Source organism: Polaromonas sp. P1_G1, assembly GCF_056405595.1.
In genome coordinates this window covers 72,430-90,422 of sequence record NZ_JBFUBU010000002.1, presented here as the reverse complement: position 1 = coordinate 90,422, position 17,993 = coordinate 72,430, and the positions used below count along the sequence as shown (strand labels likewise).

12 protein-coding genes are annotated in these 17,993 nt (G+C 62.1%); 6 read left to right on the top strand and 6 right to left on the bottom strand.

All coding sequences use genetic code 11. The annotated features are described in order from the left end of the window. Positions 1 to 88: 88 nt before the first annotated feature. The 5 genes from AC1D1Y_RS01325 (at position 89) to AC1D1Y_RS01305 (ending at position 4,894) form a co-directional block, all read left to right on the top strand. Entirely contained in the window at positions 89 to 862 is a 774-nt protein-coding gene (locus AC1D1Y_RS01325; protein WP_477680759.1) for an ABC transporter ATP-binding protein, read from the top strand. Then, positions 863 to 1,567, top strand: a complete 705-nt coding sequence (locus AC1D1Y_RS01320; RefSeq protein WP_477653740.1) for an ABC transporter ATP-binding protein — start codon at positions 863 to 865, stop codon at positions 1,565 to 1,567. A 97-nt stretch (positions 1,568 to 1,664) separates the two neighbouring features. Continuing rightward, the gene (locus AC1D1Y_RS01315) at positions 1,665 to 2,858 is read left to right on the top strand and encodes an ABC transporter substrate-binding protein (protein ID WP_477680758.1); all 1,194 of its coding nucleotides are present in this window, start codon (positions 1,665 to 1,667) and stop codon (positions 2,856 to 2,858) included. Positions 2,859 to 3,026: 168 nt separating this feature from the next. Further along, on the top strand, positions 3,027 to 3,911 hold the full coding sequence (locus tag AC1D1Y_RS01310) for a branched-chain amino acid ABC transporter permease (RefSeq protein ID WP_477653742.1): 885 nt from the start codon (positions 3,027 to 3,029) through the stop codon (positions 3,909 to 3,911). A gap of 2 nt (positions 3,912 to 3,913) precedes the next feature. Next, a complete protein-coding gene (locus AC1D1Y_RS01305) occupies positions 3,914 to 4,894 on the top strand; it encodes a branched-chain amino acid ABC transporter permease (RefSeq protein WP_477680757.1) in 981 nt (326 codons plus the stop codon). A gap of 73 nt (positions 4,895 to 4,967) precedes the next feature. Here the strand turns inward: AC1D1Y_RS01305 and AC1D1Y_RS01300 are convergent, their stop codons facing one another. Both AC1D1Y_RS01300 and AC1D1Y_RS01295 read right to left on the bottom strand, forming a co-directional pair. Continuing rightward, a complete protein-coding gene (locus tag AC1D1Y_RS01300; protein WP_477680756.1) occupies positions 4,968 to 5,834 on the bottom strand; it encodes a transglutaminase-like domain-containing protein in 867 nt (288 codons plus the stop codon). Positions 5,835 to 6,155: 321 nt separating this feature from the next. Further along, complete coding sequence (locus AC1D1Y_RS01295) at positions 6,156 to 7,175, bottom strand: GlxA family transcriptional regulator (protein ID WP_477680755.1); 1,020 nt, start codon at positions 7,173 to 7,175, stop codon at positions 6,156 to 6,158. A 109-nt stretch (positions 7,176 to 7,284) separates the two neighbouring features. Between AC1D1Y_RS01295 and AC1D1Y_RS01290 the strand changes: the two genes are divergently transcribed. After that, complete coding sequence (locus AC1D1Y_RS01290) at positions 7,285 to 7,932, top strand: cysteine hydrolase family protein (protein ID WP_477680754.1); 648 nt, start codon at positions 7,285 to 7,287, stop codon at positions 7,930 to 7,932. 25 nt (positions 7,933 to 7,957) lie between these two features. Here AC1D1Y_RS01290 and AC1D1Y_RS01285 read toward each other — a convergent pair whose 3' ends face one another. The 4 genes from AC1D1Y_RS01285 to AC1D1Y_RS01270 all read right to left on the bottom strand — a co-directional run bounded on the left by AC1D1Y_RS01285 (position 7,958) and on the right by AC1D1Y_RS01270 (position 17,985). Next, positions 7,958 to 12,199, bottom strand: a complete 4,242-nt coding sequence (locus AC1D1Y_RS01285; RefSeq protein WP_477680753.1) for a calcium-binding protein — start codon at positions 12,197 to 12,199, stop codon at positions 7,958 to 7,960. A 1,100-nt stretch (positions 12,200 to 13,299) separates the two neighbouring features. Next, a complete protein-coding gene (locus AC1D1Y_RS01280) occupies positions 13,300 to 13,791 on the bottom strand; it encodes a hypothetical protein (protein WP_477680752.1) in 492 nt (163 codons plus the stop codon). A gap of 781 nt (positions 13,792 to 14,572) precedes the next feature. Continuing rightward, positions 14,573 to 16,003 carry an ATP-dependent RNA helicase DbpA gene (gene dbpA, locus AC1D1Y_RS01275; RefSeq protein ID WP_477680751.1) on the bottom strand — a complete coding sequence of 477 codons (1,431 nt, stop codon included), beginning with the start codon at positions 16,001 to 16,003 and terminating at the stop codon, positions 14,573 to 14,575. Between the two features lie 23 nt (positions 16,004 to 16,026). Continuing rightward, positions 16,027 to 17,985, bottom strand: a complete 1,959-nt coding sequence (locus AC1D1Y_RS01270; protein WP_477680750.1) for a CocE/NonD family hydrolase — start codon at positions 17,983 to 17,985, stop codon at positions 16,027 to 16,029. Positions 17,986 to 17,993 lie beyond the last annotated feature (8 nt).

The following is a 17,993-nucleotide window of genomic DNA, read 5'->3' as shown; positions in this document are numbered from 1 at the left end:
GTTTCACGGGCCTATGCCCGCGGCTGCATACCTGCCGCGTCGGCCTTCGCGCCCCGTGATTTCAACCCCCACCCCGCCGGAGACTAATTTGTCAGTGGAGTTCATTCTCGAAACACGAGGGCTGACCAAGGAATTCAAGGGATTCGTGGCCGTCAACAACGTGGACCTCAAGGTCCAGCGCGGGCATATCCACGCGCTGATCGGGCCCAACGGCGCGGGCAAGACCACCTTCTTCAACCTGCTCACCAAATTCCTCACGCCGACGCGGGGCAGCATTGCCTACAACGGCAACGACATCACTTTCGAGCAGCCCGCGCAGACGGCGCGTCGCGGCATCGTACGCTCCTTCCAGATCTCGGCCGTGTTCCCGCACATGACGGTGCTGGAAAACGTGCGCGCGGCGCTGCAGCGCAACCTCGGCACCTCCTTCCACTTCTGGAAGCCCGAAGACAGCCTGTTTCACCTGCACGGCCGCGCCCGCGAACTGCTGGCCGAGGTCGACCTCAGCGCCTTCGCCGACGAGCTGACCGTGAACCTGCCTTACGGCCGCAAGCGCGCGCTGGAACTCGCCACCACCCTGGCGCTGGAACCCGAACTGATGCTGCTCGACGAGCCCACCCAGGGCATGGGCCACGAGGACGTGGACCGCGTGACGCAGCTGATCAAAAAAGTCTCGGCCGGCCGCACCATCCTGATGGTCGAGCACAACATGAACGTGGTGTCCTCGATCGCCGACCGCATCACCGTGCTGCAGCGCGGCGCCATCATCGCCGACGGCCCGTATGCCGAAGTGGCGAAGAACCCGCTGGTGATCGAAGCCTATATGGGCACGGCGAACACCGAACTACAGGGAGCTCACTAGATGACCAAAGAGCTCCTCAAGATAGAAGACCTGCACGCCTGGTACGGCGAATCGCACATCCTGCATGGCGTGAACCTCACAGTCAATGAAGGCGAAGTCGTGACGCTGCTGGGACGCAACGGCGCCGGCCGCACCACCACCATGCGCGCCATCGTCGGCATGACGGGCGCGCGCAAGGGCTCGATCAAGATCAACGGCGAGGAAGCCATCAAGCTGGCGCCGCACAAGGTGGCCCGGCTGGGTGTGGGCTACTGCCCCGAAGAGCGCGGGATTTTTGCCAGCCTCACGGCCGAAGAAAACCTGATGCTGCCGCCCACCATAGGCCCGGGCGGCATGAGCCTGGACGAGATCTACGCGATGTTCCCCAACCTCAAGGAACGCGCCGGCAGCCCCGGCACGCGCCTGTCGGGCGGCGAGCAGCAGATGCTGGCCGTGGCGCGCATTTTGCGCACCGGCGCTCGCCTGCTGCTGCTCGATGAAATCTCCGAGGGCCTGGCGCCCGTCATTGTGCAGAAGCTCGCCGAGATGATCCTCACACTCAAGGCCAAGGGCTACACCATCGTGCTGGTGGAGCAGAACTTCCGTTTCGCCGCGCCGCTGGCCGACCGTTTCTATGTCATGGAGCACGGCCGCATCGTCAAGCAGTTCGCGCAGAACGAGTTGGCCGGCAACATGGGCATGCTGCAGGAATACCTCGGCGTCTGACGCCGGAGTGCCGCCTTCTTTTCAGTCCATCCGATTTCCCCACCCCCTTCATTCCCTTATCCCCACACCTTTCACCCCCTCAATAACAGGAGACACCATGAAACTCAAAGCACTTGTTGCCGCACTCGCCCTCGGCCTCACCGGCGCCGCCTTCGCGCAGAACACCGGCCCGATCAAGATCGGCATCATCACCGACATGTCCAGCCTGTATGCCGACATCGACGGCCCCGCCGGCGCGGAAATGCTCAGGTGGGCCGTGCAGGATTTCGGCGGCAAGGTCCTGAACCGCCCCATCGAAGTGCTGAGCGCCGACCACCAGAACAAGGCCGACGTCGCATCGTCCAAGGCACGCGAGTGGATCGACAAGGACGGCCTGCAGATGCTGATTGGCGGCACCAACTCCGGCACGGCCCTGGCCATGTCCAAAGTCACCACCGAAAAGAAAAAACCCTTCCTCGTCATCGGCGCCGGCTCCGCCCGCCTGACCAATGAGGACTGCTCTCCCTACACCGTGCACTACGCCTACGACACGGTGTCGCTGGCCAAGGTGGCCGGCTCCGCGCTGGTCAAGGCCGGCAACAAGAGCTGGTACTTCCTGACCGCCGACTATGCTTTCGGCTACTCGCTCGAAGGCGATGCCTCCACCGTGGTCAAGGCCAACGGCGGCACCGTCGCCGGCACCGTGCGCCACCCGCTGAACGCTTCCGACTTCTCGTCTTTCCTGCTGCAGGCGCAATCGTCCAAGGCGCAGATCCTGGCCTTGGCCAACGCCGGCGGCGACTTCACCAACGCCATGAAGGCCGCCAAGGAATTCGGCATCGGCAAGACCATGAAGGTCGCCGGCCTGCTGGTGTTCATTAACGACGTGCACTCCCTGGGCCTGGCCAACACCGAAGGCCTGCAACTGGCCGACAGCTGGTACTGGAACCAGGACGACGCCTCGCGCAAGTTCGCCAAGCGCTTCTTCGACAAATACAAGCGCATGCCGTCCAGCCTGCAGGCGGCCGACTACTCGGCCACCATGAGCTACCTCAAGGCCGTGCAGACCGCCGGCACCACCGATTCCGACAAGGTCATGAGCACGCTCAAGGGCATGAAGATCGACGACTTCTACAACAAGGGCCAGATCCGCGCCGACGGCCGCATGATCCACGACATGTACCTCTATGAAGTCAAGAGCGCCAAGGATTCCAGCACGCCATGGGACTACTACAAGACCATCGCCAAGGTGCCCGGCGACCAGGCCTTCACCACGGTGGCCGAGTCCAAGTGCGCGGCTGTGAAGAAGTAATGGAGTAAATGGAGTCATGGCGCAAGCCTTGAACTGACGGCAAAAAAACGGAGAAGAACGAGGGGTTTGATCCAGCCGGTCATCCGCAGGGATGGCCGGCTGCATCTTTAATGAAGCACCCTCCCATTCCCGCCACGACTAACGGTATCGGTGTCCTGACAGGTTCCCATGGAAATTTTCGGTATTCCCCTGCAAGCGTTTATGGGCCAGCTGATGCTGGGCCTGGTCAATGGCGCCTTCTACGCCATGCTGAGCCTGGGGCTCGCGGTGATTTTTGGCCTGCTGGGCATCGTCAACTTCGCGCACGGTGCGCTTTACATGCTGGGCGCCTTCGCCGCCTGGATCATGCTGGACATGTTCGGCATGAACTACTGGTTCGCGTTGGTGCTGGCGCCGCTGACGGTCGGCATCCTCGGCGTCATCATCGAACGGCTTTTCCTCAAGCATCTGTACAAACTCGACCCGCTCTACGGCCTGCTGCTGACCTTCGGCCTGGCGCTGGTGCTCGAAGGCGTTTTCCGAGAGATTTACGGCGTCTCGGGCCAGAACTACAACGTGCCCGACCTGCTGGCCGGCGCCATGGACCTCGGCTTCATGCGCCTGCCGATTTACCGCGCCTGGGTGGTGGTGGTGTCGCTGGTGGTCTGCCTGGGCACCTGGTTCCTGATCGAGCGCACCCGGCTGGGTGCCTACCTGCGGGCAGGCACTGAAAACGCGCCGCTGGTGCAGGCTTTCGGCGTCAACGTGCCCATGATGGTGATGCTGACCTACGGCGCCGGCGCCGCGCTGGCGGCGCTCGCCGGCGTGCTGGCTGCGCCCATCATCCAGGTCAACCCGCTCATGGGCTCCAACCTGATCATCGTGGTCTTCGCCGTCGTCGTGATCGGCGGCATGGGCTCCATCCTCGGCTCGGTCATCACCGGCCTGGGCCTGGGCATCGTCGAAGGCCTGACCCGTGTTTTTTACCCTGAAGCCTCCAATATTGTTGTGTTCGTCATCATGGTGATTGTTCTGATGTTCCGCCCAGCCGGCCTCTTCGGAAAGGAGGTTTGACCATGAGCACCCTCTCCACCAAAGCCGCCAACATGCTGCGCATCACCTACCTCGTCCTGCTGGCCTTTGCGCTGGCAGCGCCTTTCCTGGGCCTCTACCCGGTGTTTGTGATGAAGCTGCTGTGCTTCGCGCTGTTTGCCTGCGCCTTCAACTTGCTGCTGGGGTTTACCGGCCTGCTGTCTTTCGGCCACGCGGCTTTCTTCGGTTCGGCGGCCTATGTCACCGGCTGGTTCATCAAGTCGCAGAACTGGACACCCGAGCTGGCCCTGCTGGCCGGCGCGGTGGCGGCCGGCCTGATAGGCTTGCTGGTCGGCCTGGTGGCGATACGCCGCCAGGGCATTTACTTCGCCATGATCACGCTGGCCATCGCGCAGATGGTTTACTTCGTCTGCCTGCAGGCGAAATTTACCGGTGGCGAGGACGGCCTGCAGGGCGTGCCGCGCGGCAAGCTGTTCGGCCTGCTCCCGCTCGAATCCGACATCTACCTGTATTACGTGGTGGTGGCGATTTTTGTGGGCTGCTTCCTGTTCATCTCGCGAATCGTGCACTCGCCCTTCGGCCAGGTGCTCAAGATGATCCGCGAGAACGAGCCCCGCGCCATCTCGCTCGGCTACAACGTCGACCGCTACAAGCTGCTGGCCTTTGTGCTGTCGGCTTCGCTGGCGGGCCTCGCCGGTTCGATGAAGACGCTAGTCATGGGTTTTGCGACGCTGTCCGACGTGCACTGGTCCATGTCCGGCGAAGTCATCCTGATGACGCTGCTGGGCGGCGTGGGCACTTTCTTCGGCCCGGTCATGGGCTCGGGCATCGTGATCGCGCTGCAAAACCTGCTGGCCGACAAAGTCGGCTCCTGGGTCACCGTCATCATCGGCGCCATCTTTGTGCTGTGCGTGCTGGCCTTCCGCAAGGGCGTGATCGGCGAGTTGCAGGCCTTCCTGGAGCGCCGCCGCAACGCCGCCAAAGCGGCATCGCAGCAAGCCTGAGCGGCCGCAACGCCAACAAAAAAGCGCGCAAAACCTGCGCGCTTTTTTTATGGGCAAGCCAAGGTTCAGGCGATCAAGGCCCGTCCGTCGACAAGGCGTAGTTGACGTGCTGCGGCACCACCAGCTGCCCCTGGCCGTTGGGCACGGCCTCAATATGAATCTGCGGCTGCGCCGCCTGCACGCTGCCAAAAATCGTGGCGAACGCAATGTCGGCCGCATCGCGCCCCGTGGCGAAGCGCACAAAGCCCATGGGAATCGCCGTGCCCGAAGGGTCGAAGATGTACCAGCGGTCACCCAGGTAGACCTCGACGTAGGCATGGAAATCCGGCGGGCCCAGCGCGGGGTCGGCGCCGTAGTCCATGCCGCTGGCCATGCGCGCCGGCAGGCTGGCCGCGCGGCACAACGCGATCATCAAATGCGCAAAATCGCGGCACACGCCCACCCGTTCTATCAGGGTGTCGATGGCCGAAGTCATGCTGTTGCTGGTATTGCCCTGGAAGCTCACGTGCCGCTGCACCCAGTCGCAAATCGCCCGCGCGCGGCCATAACCGAGCGGCAGGTGGCCGAACTGGCTGTTGGCCAGCGTCATCAACCGGTCCGACTGGCAATAGCGGCTGGGATAAAGATAAGGCAGCACCTCGCCGGGCAGCGCCAGCGGGCTCAGTTCGGGCAGCGAACCCGGCTGCGCCTCGTAGTGAACCAGGTCCACGACCGCCGTATAGCTCAGCGTGAACGTGCCCGGCTCGGCGTGCAGGCGCAGAAAGCGGCTTTGCGTGGCCGGGTCGGTATAGCTGCTGGTGGGCACCGGCTGGCTCAGGCCCAGCGACTCGTTCACGACCCATTGCCGCGGCGTGTACGCGGCCTGGATGTTGAAGATGAAGTCGGCGCCGGGCGCCATCACCTCGTAGCCCAGCACGGTGGAAAATTCAAGCCTGACCATGGGATGCCTTCTGTCTTGGGGTTTGGCTCCAAAGACAAGGAGCCGCTATGTGCGCGGCGAACGGAGTCGTTCGCTGTCGCCACCCATTAGGCGCGCAAAAAAGGGCCGTATCCACGCTTGGCGAAATTTGCCGGGAAGCCCTGGCTTTCCAAGCCGACAGCCTCGCGTCGCCGAGGCCTACAAAGGCCTTGTGGTCGCGAGTTTTTTCTTAGAGCCGCTCACAAAACCCAGCGAAGCGGTCCTGGCTAGGCGCGTCGCCGCAGACAGTACACCAGTACGGCAAGGCGGCGCAACAACGCCAGGAGGGTTTTGTGAGTGGCTCTAGACGCCGCGGAACTCGCGCCGGTATGCCGATGGCGAAGTCCCCAGCGTCGCCGCGAAATGCTGGCGCAGCGACACCGCCGAGCCGAAGCCCGCATCAAGCGCGATCTGCTCCATGGAGCGGTCGGTTGACTCCAGCTGGCGCTGCGCCAGGCCCAGGCGCTGGCTGGTGAGCCACTGGCCCACCGTGGTGCCCGTGACCTGCCGGAAATGCCGCGTGAAGGTGCGCCGGCTCATCAGCGCGCGCGCCGCCAGGGCGTCCAGGCTGTGCGGCTGGCCCAGGTTTTTCTGCACCCAGGCCAGGATGGCCGACAGCCGGTGGTCGGCGCCCGTGGCCGGCAAAGGCTGCTCGACATACTGCGCCTGCCCGCCCTGGCGCTGCGGCGCCACCACCATGCGGCGCGCCACGCGATTCGCCACTTCAGCGCCATAGTCCAGGCGCAGCACATGGAGGCAGCAATCGATGCCGGCCGCCGTGCCGGCCGAGGTCAGCACGTCGCCGTCGTCCACATAGAGCACGTCGGGCTGCAACCGTACTTTGGGGTAGCGCGCGGCAAAGGCCGGCACCAGCGCCCAGTGTGTGGTCGCCGGCCGGCCGTCCAGCAGGCCGGCCTCGGCCAGCACAAACGCGCCCAGGCACAGGCCCACGATGCGCGCGCCGCGCCTGTGCGCGGCCTGCAAGGCCTTGAGCAGGGCTTCGGGCGGACGCTCCATCGCGTCACGCCAGGACGGCACCACGATGGTCTGCGCCTTGGTCAGCGCGCCCAGGCCTTTGTCCACCTGGATGCCGAAGCCCGAGGTGGTGCGCAGCGTGCCGGGCTTTTCAGCGCACACCACAAGCTTGAAGCGCGGCTGGTCCGTCGCCGAGAAGTCGTTGCCGAAGACCATGCAGGGAACCGACAGATGAAACGGGCTGATGCCGTCAAAGGCGACCACGGCCACGCTGCCGTCCTGGCGCGCGGTGAGTTTTCCGGGTTTGGCAGCGGCTTTTCGGGCTGGATGCAGGGATCTGGGTGACATGGCCCGATTCTATCGTGCATTGTCATTCGGGCCACTGTCATGCAAGCGCATTCAAGCCAACAATTCATCTATCACCAACCACCACCGCTTCAAGCACAGGAAACTTTCCATGACCACCAGCAACACCACCACCCCCAAAGCCCCGCGCCGCGCCCTCGTCGTGATCGACGTGCAGATGGAGTACTTCAACGGCGGCCTGCTGATCGAATACCCGCCCATCGCGCAGACCCTGCCCAACATAGGCCGCGCCATGGACGCCGCCCGCGCGGCCGGCATTCCAATCGTCGTGGTGCAGCACAGCGAATCCGCCGCCGCGCCGGTGTTCGCCAAGGGCTCCGCCACCTGGGCGCTGCACGAGACCGTGGCCAGCCGCCCGCGCGACCATTACATCGAAAAAGCCTGGCCCAGCGTCTACACCGGCACCGACTTTGCAGCCTGGCTGGAACAGCACGGCATAGACACCCTCACCGTGGTCGGCTACATGACGCACAACTGCGACGCCTCCACGATTTTTGAAGCCACGCACCGTGGCCTGCACGTCGAGTTTTTGACAGACGCCACCGGCGCCCTGCCCTATGCCAACGAAGCCGGCAGCGCCAGCGCCGAGGAAATCCACCGCGTGTTCAGCGTGGTGTTCCACTCGCGCTTTGCCGCCGCCGGGTCTACCGATGCGTGGATCACCGCCATCCAGGCCGGAGGGCGGCTGGAGAAAGGCAATATCCTGGTGTCGAACCGCGCGGCGCTGGCCGCGCGTTGAGGCGGGCGCGGGGAACGCGGACAGTTCAATGCCAGTTGGCGGCCAGCACGGGCGCCAGCGCCGTCTGCTGCGCCGCCGTCAGGCTTGTCTGCCCCATGGCCGGCGGCGTAAAGCCGGCCATGGCCTGCACCAGCTTGTCGACCTGAGTGTCCTGCAGCAGCTTGCCGTCGCCACTCTTGATCTGCTCGACGTGATAGGGGTTGCCCAAGTACCAGTTTTGCACCGTGATCTTGTCCACGGTACCGATGATGCTCACCTCCAGGTTGTTGCTCACCTTGCGGAACCACAGCTGGCTGGCCGTGATGCCGGACCCGAACTGCGCGGTGTCGCGGTTGCCGGCGGTGGCGCCGTTTTCCTGGACGGTGTCACTGCCATCGCCGCGATTGAGCACATAGATGTCATTGCCCGCCCCGCCGGCCAGCGTGTCGTTGCCCGCGCCCCCTGCCAGGGCATTGGCCGCCGCGTTGCCTGTGAGCGTGTTGTTCAGCGTATTGCCGATGCCGTTGATAACTCCGGTTCCGGTAAGCGTCAGGTTCTCGACATCGTTGCCCAAGGTGTAGCTGATCGAGGCATTGACCAGGTCTACGCCTTCGCCCGCCAGTTCGACCACCCCGTCGGCGGCGCTGTCCATCGTATACGTATCGTTGCCCAGGCCGCCATACAAGCTGTCGTTGCCGGTGCCGCCATCCAGGCTGTCGTTTCCGTCCTCGCCGTACAAGATGTCATCGCCGGCGCCGCCACTCAGGCTGTCGTTGCCGCCACGTCCATACAAGGTGTCGTTGCCTGCCTGGCTGGAAAGCGTGTCGGCGGTTGTGGTGCCGCTCAACACATCGTTGCCGGCCGTTCCGGCAAACAGCCTGCCCTGGATCGCCGCGAGGTTCCACACGGTGCCGTCCGCGAATTTGAACTGCTGCACGCTGTTGTACGCGCTGGCGGTGCTGTCGCCGTAGAGGAAACCGTTCACGGTGATCTTGTCGGCAGTGCCCGCAATGGACACCTCCAGTGCGCTGGTACCGCCAAAGGTGCTGTCGGCGACCTGCCTGAGTACGATCTCCGAGGCCAGCACGCCAGCCTTGAACTGCAGGGTACTCAGGCGGCCGGCCGTGCCGTCGTCGTGGTAGCCGAGCAAATCCTGCCCATCGCCTTTGCCGAACAGGAAGACGTTGTTGCCCGTGCCGCCCGACAGGCTGTCATTGCCGGCGCCGCCATCCAGCGTATCGTTGCCGGCGCCGCCGTAGAGGGTGTCGTTGCCCAGGTCACCATTGAGCACATCGTTGCCTTCCCCGCCGTCCAGGGCGTCATTGCCGACACCCGCATTGAGGGCGTCGTTGCCGGCGTCGCCATTGAGCATATCGGCCCCATCGCTGCCATTAAGGGTGTCGTTGCCACCCGAGCCGTTGAGACTGTCATCGCCCGCACCTCCACTCATGCTTTCAGCGGCAGCCGTGCCGCGAAGGGCGTCGTTGCCGGCGGTTCCGGCAAACAGCTTGCTCTGGATCGTCGCGATATTCCACAGCGTGCCGTCGGCAAACCTGAACTGCTGCACGCCGCCGTAAGCGCCCGGGTCGTCGTTGTAGAAGAAGCCGCTGATGGCAATCTTGTCGGCGGTGCCGGCAATCGAGGCCTCCAGCGCCAGGTCGGTCCAGAACGGGTCCGTGACCTGCCTGAGAACGATGTCCGAGCCGAGCACGCCGGCCTTGAACTGCAAGGTGTTGAGCGTGCTTCGCGCGAGGTCGTAGCGGTTGCCGATGACGTCCTGCCCGTCGCCCTTGCCGAACAGGAAGACGTTGTTGCCTCCGCTCCCGACCAGCGTGTCCCTGCCGGCGCCACCGTCCAGCGTGTTGCTGCCGACACCGTCGTAGAGGTAGTCGTTACCGGCCCCGCCATTGAGGGTGTCGTTGCCCTCTTCGCCTTGCAGCGAATCGTCACCGTCGCCGCCGTTGAGGACGTCATTGCCCCATGACCCGTAGAGCCTGTCACTGCCCGCGCCGCCGCTGATGGTTTCCGCGCCGTTGGTGCCGAGCAGCGTGTCGTCGCCGGCGGTGCCGGCAAACAGCTTGCTCTGGATGGCGGCCAGGTTCCACACGGTGCCGTCGGCAAACCTGAACTGCTGCACGCCGTTGTAGGCGCTGGCCGCGTCGCCGCCGTAGAAGAAGCCGTTCATGGTGATCTTGTCGCTGGTCCCCGCGATGGAAACCTCCAGTGCGCGCATGCTGCCGAGCGTGCCGTCGGCCTCCTTGAGAATGAGCTGCGAGCTGAGCACGCCGCTCTTGAACTGCAGCGTCGCCAGCCTGCCGGCGGTGTCATCGTAGGTGTATACCGTGTCCTGCCCATCGCCTCTGCCGAACAGGTATACGTTGTTGCCTCTACCACCACCCAGGGTGTCGTTGCCGGCGCCGCCATCCAGGGTGTCGGCTCCCTCCTCGCCATTGAGCATGTCATCGCCCGCGCCGCCGTTGAGCGTGTCATTGCCGGCCGCGCCGTTGAGGCTGTCGTCGCCCGCACCGCCGTTGAGGGTGTCCGCGTTAAGGGTGCCGCGAATGTAATCAATCCCGCCGGTTCCGGCGAACACCTTGCCCAGGATGGTGGCAATATTCCACACGGTGCCGTCGGCAAACCTGATTTGCTGCAGGCCATTAACGGCATTCGCGGTATCGTCACCGGCGAAAAAATTGTCGATGGTGACCCTGTCGGTCCGACCCTCAATGGAGACCTCCAGCGCCCTGGTGCTGGCAAAGTCGGCATCGTAGACCTGCCTGACGGTCACTTCCGAAGCCAGCACACCGGCCTTGAACTGCAGGGTGTTGCGCTTGCCCACGGTGCTGTCGCCATAGCCCGCGTAACCGGCGGAGCCGATGATCACATCCTGGCCGTCGCCTTTGCCGAAGAGGTAGGTGTTGTTGCCCAGGTCACCGACCAGGGTGTCGTTGCCGGCGCCGCCGTCCAACACATCATTGCCGGCTCCGCCATTCAGCCTGTCGGCACCTATGCCGCCGTTGAGCGTGTCGGCGCCATCCCCTCCCATGACAACGTCATCCCCCATGGTGGCCAGGTACCAGTCAAAGCCTTGGCCTTTGATGCTCCCGCGCTGCTGGAGTTTGGCGAAGACCTGCATGCCGGCATCGCCCATGGTCTTGAGGTTGCCGATGAATTCGGCGACCACGGCCTGGCCCTGGGCGGGGTTGGCGTTGTACTGCGTTCTCAGCAGGGCGGCCAGGGCGCTGACGTCCAACTCCAGGTTCTGGGTCGCGGCGTTCCATTGCAGGGCGATGCTGTCGTACAAAGGACGATAAAAGCCTTGGGTCATGAGCTGCTGGTACAGGGTCTCGCTGAGTTCGGCGTAGGCCTGGCTCAAAACCTCGGAGGCATGAGACCCCGGGGGTACCGGGCCGGGGCCGCCGTAGCCTACCTGCACATAGTCCTGGCCCATAAAGGCTTCGATGGCGTAGAGCTTGCGCGCATCGATGTAGAGACCGCGGCTGTCGGACGCTTGCCTGTCGCTACCCGTCCAGGCCCACAGGATCTGGTCAAAGAGGTTGTGGCGCACGGCTGCGTCAGTGCTCTTGACGAAATTCTGCACCAAGCCCTGAAGCTTGCCGCTGGCGTCGCGTGCCATGGCTTGGTGCAGGCTGTGCACATTGCCAAAGCCGGCCAGGTCGGGCAGCGCGCCAATCGTGCCGTTGACCGCAACCAGGCTGGTTTCGATAGTACGGGCCAGGTCCACGGCAAACCAGACGTCGTCCATGGCGCGGGTCTGTCCTCCCGTGGTGGTGAAGCTGCCGATCTGCAAATGCTGGTTGCCGTTGACGTCTGTCACCGCCTGCGTTGTGTAGCCGGTGTTTAGGCTCTTGACGCCGGCTTGGGCCAGGGTGAGCAGTTCACCGGCATCGGCCATCCCGTTGCTGTTCGCATCTTTGAAAATGCGTAATTTTCCGAAACCGGCATCTGCGGCATCCACTTTTCCATCCTCGTTCTCGTCGAGTTCATCCAGAGCGCCAAAGCCATTGGCAGCCTTGCTGCCGTCCTTCAGGACCGTGTTGTTGCCGAACAGTTCGGCGCCGTTGTCGATCTGGCCGTTGCCATTGCGGTCCCAGACCAGCAGGCCGTCGCTCTTGCTCACCCAGCCGCTGAGTTCGGCGAAACCATTGGCATCGTGATCGAAGTGGATGCCGCCGTCTTTACCCAGGGTTTCTGCGCCGTTCTTTCCGTCGAGATCCAGAATCAGGGGGCTGGAGGTTTGCTGAGCTTGGTTAAATTGGGTTTGCAAGCAAGTAACAAGGTCATTGCCAGGCCATGACAGCGGCAGTGCCCCTTTTAACGCATCTTCAAGAGCCTTTTGTTGATTGGCGTCGAGGTCCAGCAATTTCTGCCGATCTTGATCCAGCTTGTCTTTTAGGTCCTTCGGTGCATTTACGCCTGGCTCGGGAATCCAGTTCTTTCCATCCCATTGTGTACGTTGCCATTCACCGTCAGGTTGATATTGGTACATCCCGATCTGTAAAGGATTAAACGGTCGGGTTGGGGCATTCGCGTCAGCCGGCAGGCGAGTAAAGGAAGTACGAACAAAATTCCATGCGAGAGTGACGATGAAAGGGGTCATTTTTTTCCTATGAAAAATAGTATGCAAAAGCAAAACCGCCGATGATCCAGAATAAGAGATGGACCCAAGGTTTAACTTTGCTAAAGACGATGGCCTCAACAACTACGAGAACAAGCACTAAGAGCACGATCTGCATATCCAAAACGAAGTTTTTCACGATCCTTCCTTCTGTTTTTTTGTTTTCCTAGTCACCGTTGTAGCCATATCAGAATCTTCTATTTAATAAAAATGCTACAAGCACTAAAACCAAAGCCAATCCGAAAATCAAGATTCGTTCAACCAAGTGGTAGCTCACCGGTTTTTTAGACTTTCCGATTTTCCTGATCACGAAATAAATCATTACCATCAACGCGGTTCCGATTGCATATGCAAGAAATCACTATTCATAGCCGCCCCTTGAAAAGTTGAAGCTTGGGATCTACGGCGCATGTCACAATTGCGATCTAGAGAAAAGTGCCACAGCGATGCGGGTGAAGACGTAAGTTGTGCTACCCGTGTACTCGTTTAACTTCAAATAAAAGCAACGCGGTCGCCGTTGCGAATCAGTCCATCCAAGGTGGCAAATTGGGCGGCAGTGATGTTTTGTTTTGCAGCAGTCATGATGTCCTTCTGAATTCAGGATTTACGGGTTAACAACAACTGATTGAATGAGCGCTTGTACGTTGGCGTGGACGTCTGCCCAAGGCGGGATCAACAAGCGCGAGTGGTAATAGTGCACATTCATACCCATGAATTGGTAATGATGGGTGGGACTGCAAATGCCATGTTTATTTTTTTCTAGGAATAGTCATGACCCGACGGGTCAATAGCGAGATCATTTCGATCAGAATTAGCGAGAACACCCAAGCAAAAAAAAGCTCTATTTCAACGGCTCCGAACGACAGATCCGCTGGCCCGATGCTCCGCGCATCAATAGACTTCCGCGCAATAGCCAACATCGTAATCAGCACGAAGATGCGAACGGTCCAAGACTTCGCAGAATCATCGGGATCACTAGAAATTCCAACTCGACTGAAATACAAAATTCTCCATGCATGAAAGGTGCCGAAGCACGCTGACGCCCCCAAAAATACGGCGCTCGAATAGATAATTTCATGTTTCCCGCAAAAGTCGCCAAAACCATATCGAAGCGCATTACCAAGAAAAACAGCTGTTTTTTCCGGCGCCAACAACACCATTGCAAACAAGGCAATATCGGGCCAGTAGAACCGCGCGAGAGTTGCAAATCCATTGATAAGCGGATTACGTTTGATGTTCAAGTTATCGCTCCACTGCGGTATCGAAGGTCGATTTCAACTTTATGTTGAACGAACCAAAATCCGGGAACCAACATGATTAGCCTTTGAGGAGATAAAACAAGTAGATGGAAACCAAGCCAACCAGGCTGGTCAGAAACACTCTCGTGCAGTAATAGGCAACTATTTCGTCTGTTGACGCAGCGTCCTTACCGAAAACTCTCGGCGCGTTCCTTGAGAATGCGTAGCGGCAGTAGATCGACGAATAGAATGCGGCAAATAACACGATGCAAAAAAAAGAGGCCGTACCAAGTACAAGAAAAATGATGGTTAATAGAGCCATGGCGTTTGTTTTGTGAAAATTCATCGATTGATTAAAGAGAGACTCTTGCTTAATACCTCTATTTGCCATGATCAGTCGCTGGACTGTAAAGAGAGGAAGAGAAAGACGCCAATAGTGTTTGAACATCTGTACATGCACGTCTCTCATAGGGTGAATGGACACAAACACAAACGTGGACACAGACCCAGACACCCACGCATCGACCCGCATGAGCCGCGCATTCAGAGGGAAACAGCGGGATTCAACGCAGAGGGCCGGCGATGCTCTCAGAGAGTGAATTCGAGAAGCGGGAACAGAAAACGCGACCTTATGACGCCAGGTTCCAGTCAGTCGCATCAGTTTTTTGCGAACAAAAGCCAGGCGAAAAAAAGCCGCGCAAGATGCGCGGCCGGTTGCAGATATTGAGATTGACCCGCGAATGAGGCGGGGACCTCACTGAAGGCGGTGAATGCTCCGCACGCCTCAGTCCTCGAGCAGCCGCACCTTCACGCTCTTGCCCTTGACGCGGCCGGTGGAAAGCTTGTCCAACGCTTCGTTCGCGATGCGGCGGTCCACCGCGACATAGGTCGAGAACTCATTGACGTTGATCTTGCCGACTTGCTCGCGCGTGAAGCCGGCCTCGCCGGTCAGCGCACCCAGCACGTCGCCGGCGCGGATTTTTTCCTTGCGGCCGCCAACGATCTGCAGGGTCACCATGGGTGGCAGCAGCGGCTCATTGCTGGCGGGCGTCAGCTCGGTCAGCTTGTGCCAGTCGGATTCGGCTTTCTGCAGCACTTCGATTTTCCCGACGTAGCCCATCTCGTCCATGCTGGCCAGGCTGATGGCCCAGCCCTCTTCGTCGGCGCGGCCGGTGCGGCCTATGCGGTGGATGTGCACTTCGGCGTCGGGCGTGACGTCGACGTTGATGACCATCGCGAGTTGCGCGATGTCCAGGCCGCGCGCGGCCACGTCGGTGGCGACCAGCACCGAGCAGCTGCGGTTGGCAAACTGCACCAACACCTGGTCGCGCTCACGCTGCTCAAGCTCGCCGAACAGGGCCAGCGCGCTGAAACCCTGGTCTTTCAGATACGCCACCAGTGCGCGGCACTGCGACTTGGTGTTGCAGAAGGCCAGGGTGCTGGCCGGGCGGAAGTGCCGCAGCACCTGCGCGACAGCGCCCAGGCGGGCTTCATCGTGGTCGCTGTCGGGCACCTGGTACCAGCGCTGCTGTATCTTGGTTTTTTCATGCTGCGCCTGGACCGTGATGGTTTGCGGCGCCTTCATGAACTGCTGGCTGAGCTTGGCGATGCCTTCGGGGTAGGTGGCCGAGAACAGCAGGGTTTGCCGCTCTTTGGGGCACTGCTTGGCGACGGTGACGATGTCTTCGAAAAAGCCCATGTCGAGCATGCGGTCGGCTTCGTCCAGCACCAATGTGTTGAGCGCTTCAAGCGTGAGGTTGCCGCGCGCCAGATGGTCCATGATGCGGCCGGGTGTGCCGACCACGATGTGCGCGCCGTTTTCCAGGCTGGCGGTCTGGTTGCGCAACGGCACACCGCCGCACAGCACCACGACTTTGGTGTTCTCTTCGGCCCGCGCGAGGCGGCGGATCTCGGTCGCGACCTGGTCGGCCAGTTCGCGTGTGGGGCACAGCACCATGGCCTGCACCGCGAAGCGGCGGGCATTGAGGTTGGCCAGCAGCGGGATCGCAAAGGCGGCGGTCTTGCCGCTGCCGGTCTTGGCCTGGGCGATCAGGTCTTTGCCCAGCAGCGCCACCGGCAGGCTGGCGGCCTGGATGGGCGTCATGCTCAGGTAGCCGAGCTGCTGCAGGTTGGCCAGCGTGGCGGGGGTCAGCGGCAGGGTATTGAAGTCAGTGCTTGCTGTGCCGGATGCGGGCGTCTTGGAAGGGGTAGTCATGCACCGATTATCGGCGCATGGGTTCAAAGCCCTTTTTCGGCCGATGCCGGCACGATGGGCAATAGCAGCAGCGAGGGCCTGTCCGCCGACAGATGCACCCGGTTGACGGCCGCCTGCCGGCGCTGCGAACGGCCTTCGGGCTCGCCGGTGTTGGGGTTCACATCGAAGCGCGGGAAGTTGCTGCTGGAGATGTCCAGGCGGATGCGATGCCCCTTCTTGAAGAGATTGGAGGTGGGCATGGGCTCGATGGTGATCTCGGCAATTTCGCCGGGCGCCAGCAGTTCCGGGTTTTCCCAGGAGCGCCGGTAGCGGCAGCGAAGGATGCCGTCGGTGAGGTTCATGGCGTAGCCTTGCGGGTAGTCGGCATTGGGCGGATGCACGTCGATCAGCTTGGCGGTGAAGTCGGTATCGGGCGCACTCGAGGAAATCCACAGCTTGATGACGACCGGGCCCGTGACTTCAATATCGCCCTCGAGCACAGGCGTTTCAAACACCAGGATGTCCGGCCGCGCGGCAAGCGGCAGATAAGGAGGCCGGGCGCCGAAAATTCCTTGATGCGTGCGCTGGTCATAGGTACCGGCTGTCATCAAGGGCTCGCCCGAGGTGATGGATCCGCCGATGGTCGGCACCGGATGCGCCGGATCAAAGTCAAATTCCAGCACGGCCTCCGGGGCTTCCCGGGCCTGGATTTGCGTTTGCAGCGTGCCGTCGGCCCGCAGGTAGTAGGGCCGGAACTCGGTGCCGGGGAGCGGCCAATCGCCGGCCGTGCACCAGCGGCCGCCATGGTCGAGCCGACCGCTTTCGGTGCGGCGCCCCGAGCCGCCGCCCATGCGGAAATAGCGCACCGCCGGATCGTCTGCGTTGCGGCCGGTGCCCTGCGAGGCATCGCCTTTGACGTCGCCCTTGAGCCAACGGTCAAACCAGGCGAGGCGAAAAGCCAGGTGGTCCTCTGCCAGCGTTCCATCGAGCGTGGCCTGCGGGCCGAAATCGACGTCCCCGGCGAAAGTGACGCTGCGCTCGCCGTGGGTCCACGGCCCAAGCACCAGGCGCGCCATGCCCTTGCCGCGGCGCGAAATTCCGAGGTAGTTGTCGGTGGTGGTCTGGGCATAGGGATCCCACCAGCCGCACATCAGCAGAGTGGGGATGCCGTCAAAGCTGTCGTAGTGCCCGGCGGCATAAAGCTCCGGCTGGCGCCAATAGGCATCGAAGTTGCCGTGCTCCCATTGCTCGAACAGGTAGTTCTCGTATTCGGGCACCCATTTCAGCGGCGAATGCCCGCGCTTCCAGGGCATGGCGGCGAACCAGGCGGCGATGTCCTCGGCGGCCAGCGCCGCCCGGATGACGGCATCGCGCTGCGCGGGGCCGGTCCGCTGGGCATTGGTATAGGCCCAGGTCGCCTGTTTGAGTTCAAACGCGCCGCCGTGGCGAATGCCGCCGCGGTAGGCATTGGCAAAGCCGCCGGCCTCCAGGAACATCGCCGCGAGGCCGGGCGGGCGCCGGCTCACCAGCGCGGTTTGTGTGTGCGCCGCATAAGACAAGCCCAGTGTGCCGATGCGGCCGTTGCACCAGGGCTGCGCGGCCACCCACGCCAGCGTGTCATGGCCGTCGTTGGCTTCTCCCAGGTATTTGGTGAAGACGCCTTCGGATGCAAAGCGCCCCCGGCAGTCCTGCAAGACCACCGCATAGCCGCTGCGCGCGAACCGGGCCGCGACCTCGGCGCGGGAGACGGGACGTGGATCGCGCGCCGTGCGCTCGCGGACGGTTTCGTTGGTTTTGCCGTAGGGCGTGCGCTCCACCAGCACCGGGAACGGGCCCGGCAGGGCCCGGCCATCGCGAGCCGGAAGGTACACATCCGTGGCCAGGTGTATGCCATCGCGCATCACCACCATGACATCGCGCTGGCTTGCCACCTCAGGGAGCGGTTTCGCCGGCGACGCCGAAACGGCGGGAGCCGCTTGCGGCCCTTGCTTCAAATAGTTCATGCCGCGCG

What these genes read in the sequence shown, in the direction of transcription:
- dbpA (WP_477680751.1), bottom strand. Translation starts at nt 16,003, where the DNA reads ATGACTACCCCTTCCAAGACGCCCGCATCCGGCACAGCAAGCACTGAC.
- AC1D1Y_RS01295 (WP_477680755.1), bottom strand. Translation starts at nt 7,175, where the DNA reads ATGTCACCCAGATCCCTGCATCCAGCCCGAAAAGCCGCTGCCAAACCC.
- AC1D1Y_RS01305 (WP_477680757.1), top strand. Translation starts at nt 3,914, where the DNA reads ATGAGCACCCTCTCCACCAAAGCCGCCAACATGCTGCGCATCACCTAC.
- AC1D1Y_RS01270 (WP_477680750.1), bottom strand. Translation starts at nt 17,985, where the DNA reads ATGAACTATTTGAAGCAAGGGCCGCAAGCGGCTCCCGCCGTTTCGGCG.
- AC1D1Y_RS01310 (WP_477653742.1), top strand. Translation starts at nt 3,027, where the DNA reads ATGGAAATTTTCGGTATTCCCCTGCAAGCGTTTATGGGCCAGCTGATG.
- AC1D1Y_RS01315 (WP_477680758.1), top strand. Translation starts at nt 1,665, where the DNA reads ATGAAACTCAAAGCACTTGTTGCCGCACTCGCCCTCGGCCTCACCGGC.
- AC1D1Y_RS01320 (WP_477653740.1), top strand. Translation starts at nt 863, where the DNA reads ATGACCAAAGAGCTCCTCAAGATAGAAGACCTGCACGCCTGGTACGGC.
- AC1D1Y_RS01290 (WP_477680754.1), top strand. Translation starts at nt 7,285, where the DNA reads ATGACCACCAGCAACACCACCACCCCCAAAGCCCCGCGCCGCGCCCTC.
- AC1D1Y_RS01300 (WP_477680756.1), bottom strand. Translation starts at nt 5,834, where the DNA reads ATGGTCAGGCTTGAATTTTCCACCGTGCTGGGCTACGAGGTGATGGCG.